Origin of the sequence: Prosthecobacter sp. (assembly GCF_049294395.1) — a bacterium.
In the GTDB taxonomy this organism is placed as follows: domain Bacteria; phylum Verrucomicrobiota; class Verrucomicrobiia; order Verrucomicrobiales; family Verrucomicrobiaceae; genus Prosthecobacter.
Window position 1 is genome coordinate 1 of record NZ_JBAQCR010000448.1, and the last position, 3,959, is coordinate 3,959.

General features: G+C 58.8%; 3 protein-coding genes. 1 reads left to right on the forward strand and 2 read right to left on the reverse strand.

Going from position 1 to position 3,959, the window contains the following annotated elements; genetic code table 11:
- Window positions 1-174 precede the first annotated feature (174 nt).
- Window positions 175-1,449 carry a hypothetical protein gene (locus tag WAW39_RS30610; protein ID WP_422323638.1) on the forward strand — a complete coding sequence of 425 codons (1,275 nt, stop codon included), beginning with the start codon at window positions 175-177 and terminating at the stop codon, window positions 1,447-1,449.
- Window positions 1,450-1,531: 82 nt separating this feature from the next.
- On the opposite strand, the gene WAW39_RS30615 is transcribed toward WAW39_RS30610, so the two are convergent.
- Both WAW39_RS30615 and WAW39_RS30620 read right to left on the reverse strand, forming a co-directional pair.
- Window positions 1,532-3,340 carry a HEAT repeat domain-containing protein gene (locus WAW39_RS30615; RefSeq protein WP_422323640.1) on the reverse strand — a complete coding sequence of 603 codons (1,809 nt, stop codon included), beginning with the start codon at window positions 3,338-3,340 and terminating at the stop codon, window positions 1,532-1,534.
- A gap of 411 nt (window positions 3,341-3,751) precedes the next feature.
- Window positions 3,752-3,959, reverse strand: a 208-nt coding sequence (locus WAW39_RS30620) for a hypothetical protein (RefSeq protein WP_422323642.1), incomplete at its 5' end; no start/stop codon positions are given.

Consider the following 3,959-nt stretch of genomic DNA (forward strand, 5'->3'; position numbering starts at 1 on the left):
GCAGACTTCTCAGACCCGCTCTCCACACGCCCAGCCACGCCCGTCGGACGCCCGCGCCCGCACACCGAGCCGGATGACGATCAAGACACCGGCCACGCACCCGAGCCTGACTCCGACCACGATGACGAGGACGCCCCCGCCCCGCAAGACCACGCAGACGACAGTCCCTGGCACATGCCCCGCATCACCGCCCAAGACCTGCCCCCGCAGGCTCACCCTGAGGACGCACACGCCCCCGGCCTGAACAACAGCACCTCCAGCACCCGCATCAGCGGCTTCTCTCCCTCCCCGCAGGACCTCCACGACGCCTTCCACTCTCCCACCCCAGACTCCCCTGTCGGGAAAGACCCAGTTCAAGACAACAGGCCCGCCCTGCCCCGAGGCCGCTTGTTTGAAAAGCGCGGCGCTCCAGAGGCGTTTTTGATGCAGCATCTGGGCAAGGGTGCCAGCGGACCATCGTCACAACAACGCCTTCAGGGATCACAAGGAGCCATTGCGGCGCAGCAGCAGCAAGTGCGTGGGGCCAATCCGCCAGCACAGGGCGGCAGGCTCATAGCGCAGCAGCAAGCTCCAGCTCAGGCGCAGAGTCCAGCCGCCGGGCCTGCGCAGAATGCTCCCGCAGCACCACAGCCCCCGGCGACAGGCATGGAAAACCAAGCCCAGCAGCATCCATACAAAATTAATGAAGCAGATGAGAATGCTGAATTTGTTTTAACTGACAAAGCAACGAAGCTTCCTTTTCGAAAAGGTGTCAAATTTGGAGAGCACGCTCGCTCGATCATGAATGAAGAGCTGGCCTATTCTCCGACCGCCATGAAGCTGCTAAAAATGGCTTGTTCGCTCTCGGGAAAAAATGTCATTATCAAGAAAATACCTTCCGGCGAAGCATATAACCAAATTGGACCTGATGGCACCATCACCGTATTCGTCAATCCAGACACCCTTAGACCTGGAACGTTGTCGCATGAGATCGCCCATAGCATCCAGAACTGGACATTGATCCAGGGCATGCGCGGAAAAACGGGTATAGACGGCACCCAAATTAAAGAAGCCAAGGAAGCGGGAAGAAAAGCGCTTAACGAAATCGCACCTGTAATGGAGAAAGATGACGACCTTGACGACTCAAAAGAGAATGAAGCGATGCGTGCCTCTCATATCGTCAAAGCCGAAATTACAGCCGCCGAAATAAGAGCGCAAATCGATGCCATGAAAAAATCCGACCCTGATCGCTACTTTACTTTGATCAAAAATCCTGCGGAAGTCGCCAAAATGTTTTGGGAAAAACAATTGGAGAAAGAAGATGCGAAGCATATCGACAATAAGGCTCGCATTCCCAAAGGCACAGGATACGGACTCTATGATTTTGAGCATGTACTCAAGTTGCTGGGACATGGGGTGTCATGGCGTCATTTGACGGCAATGAGAGTTCAGAGAACCAAGGGGTGGTAGTCTTTCCGAAGGAATCCAAAAAAGGAATGCTTCATTCTTTGCGTTCTTTTGGACAGCGAATCATGCGATCATGATCCGCTTCTCACCGTTTCTGCGCACCCCGCGCCAGCGCACTCTGCACAGCGCTGTGGGCAGCAGCAGAGGCCTCCTGAGGCTCGGCCACGGCATCGGCTTTCAATTGTTCATCGAGTCTCTTCAACAGTGCAGCCACTTTTTCATCCGGCGCGGCAGTGATGCTGCGTGCGACATCGGCGCTGCGCTGGGCGATCTCCCGACGGAGGGCGGGATAAGGAACGCTGGCGTCCCATAGCTTGAGGAAGACGCTGAGGACAGCGCCCTGTTCTTCGCTGCTGAGGCCCTGCGGAGGCATAGGATCGCCAGCAGGCCGGCCCAGCCAGCGGACGCTGAGGAGCAGATCGGGATCATGCCCGGACCAGAGGTAGAGGGAGAATCGGAGAGACTGGAGATCATCAGCCTCGGCTGTCGTGGTGGCGCCCGCAAGGGAGGCACACTGCCAGGCGGGATCGCGCCTGAAATTTCCCCAGAGCTCGATGGTGTCGCCGGCCCACACCTTTGCAATGCGGTCGGTGCTCTGAAGTAAAGGGAGTGCCGCAGGGATGATGACGGGTGCGGCGGCGGGCCCCATGCACTCAAACGCGCGCAGGATATGGTAGTTGAGCAGAATGTCTTCGTCTTTGAGGTGCTGCACCAGCGCCGGGCCGACGGAGGACACCACTCCGGGGCCCAATTGCCCCAGAGCCTCCGCAGCAGCGTGCTGCGCCAGCTCAGCTCTTTCAGGCTCCACGTCCGGATTGTTGAGCACGGCGAGCAAATCCCTGGCAGCGGGCGCTGCCGCAGGGCCCATTCTCCCCAGTGCGATGGCAGCGCGGTCCCTGAGTTCGCCGTTTTTCTTCTGTAGAAATGGCAAAAGTGCGGGCAGCGCCTTGGGGGCGGCGGCTGGGTCTATCCGTCCGAGAGTATTTATGACCAGGCACCTCACCATCCAGTCTTCGCTTTTGAGCATGGGCAGCAGGTCCTTTATATAGGGGGTGAGCTTCGGGCCCATGATCTGCAAACAGTGAGCCGCTCCGATTTGAATTTTTTCCACTGGGTCTTTGAGCAGAGGAAGAATCAATGGAATGACCTCGGGAGGGGATTCCGAACCTGCTGCGGTAAGTAGATACATGGCATCGGATCGAGCAGCCCAGTCGGGACTCTTCAGCATGAGCAGCAGCGCTTTGCGGCAGGCGGCCTCTTCCCGGCCCATGCCCAGCAGAGCATCGACTGTGCTGGTGACGACTCTGGTATCGGTGTCCTGGAGCAGGGCCACCAAGGCGCTGACGATCTGCGGCGTGGCCAGCGTGCCGGCGCGTCCCAGTGCCCTGACGGCGTCAGCACGCACGGATGCACTGGGAGCGTAGAGCTGTGTGAGCAACTGGCTCACCACCTCAGGTGTGATCTTCTCGGGCACCTTTTTCACGGGCTCTGTGCTTTCGAGCGCGAAGGGATTGGGCTTTTGCGTGTCTGGCCCTTCGCTGCCGGGTGCGGGTTTGAGGCTCAGTTGCTCCAGGGCCTTTGCCGCCCTGTTTTTGATATTCTCATCCGGGCTTTGCAGCAGCGGCTCAAGATCCTTCGCGGTGAGGAAGAGGCCGGCCCAGTTCTTGAAGGTGAGATACTCCACGGCATAGGAGCGGAGCAAGGGGGAGGGATCTGCCAGCGCGGCACGCAGCCCACGCTCCTGCCACGGCGGAGGCTGGGGGCTCCCCTTGTCTCCAGGCGAGGAAAAGAACCCCTGAGCCGCAGCAGGTGCCGCAGCCATGCCTAGTACAGCAGCCACACCGCAGGCGATCCAGAACCTGCGGTGAAAGCAAACGCGAAAGAGAAAGTACATACCCCCGATTTCACCACCGCCCCCCCTAGGCGCGCAAGCTCCATTTTCCACCCGCCCCGCCCGCCTGACGGCGCAGCGCACCTGAACCGCTGATCCAACGCTGCTCACGGCATTTCAAAATCTCTCCATGCGCCTCAGGTCAGCTCCCCTACCTCAGTTTAAAAAACGCGCTCGCGAGATTGGTCCAGCACACCTCTTGGGTGTCATTCCGCAGGTGGGATTAACCACGGCACCCGCTCCGCCGCCTGAAGCCCTCCAGCAGCGGCGCGAAGCGCAGCCGTTGGTAAATACCCCATGTACCGCGGAGATGGGACGGTCGCAGAGAGAAGAAGTTCGAACTGAAAATGCAGCCCTCTGCGTCCGTCCATCCTCTGCGGTTTAAAATCCAGCCGCGCACCTCTGCGGACTCAGTCAATGCTGATTCATGCGGTTGAAATTGAAATGTTTGAGCTTCATGTCTCTACAAAATGCCTGGCATCTTTTCCGTGGCATCAACGGTGTCCAACGAACGGGGAGCAAAAAGCCCGCATGAAGGTCGATGCGCAGCCATCGTTGGGTTGCTGCCGAGTCGGTTATTGAGGGGTGTATGGATGATTGAGCGCATGCTTTAAACTCGTCC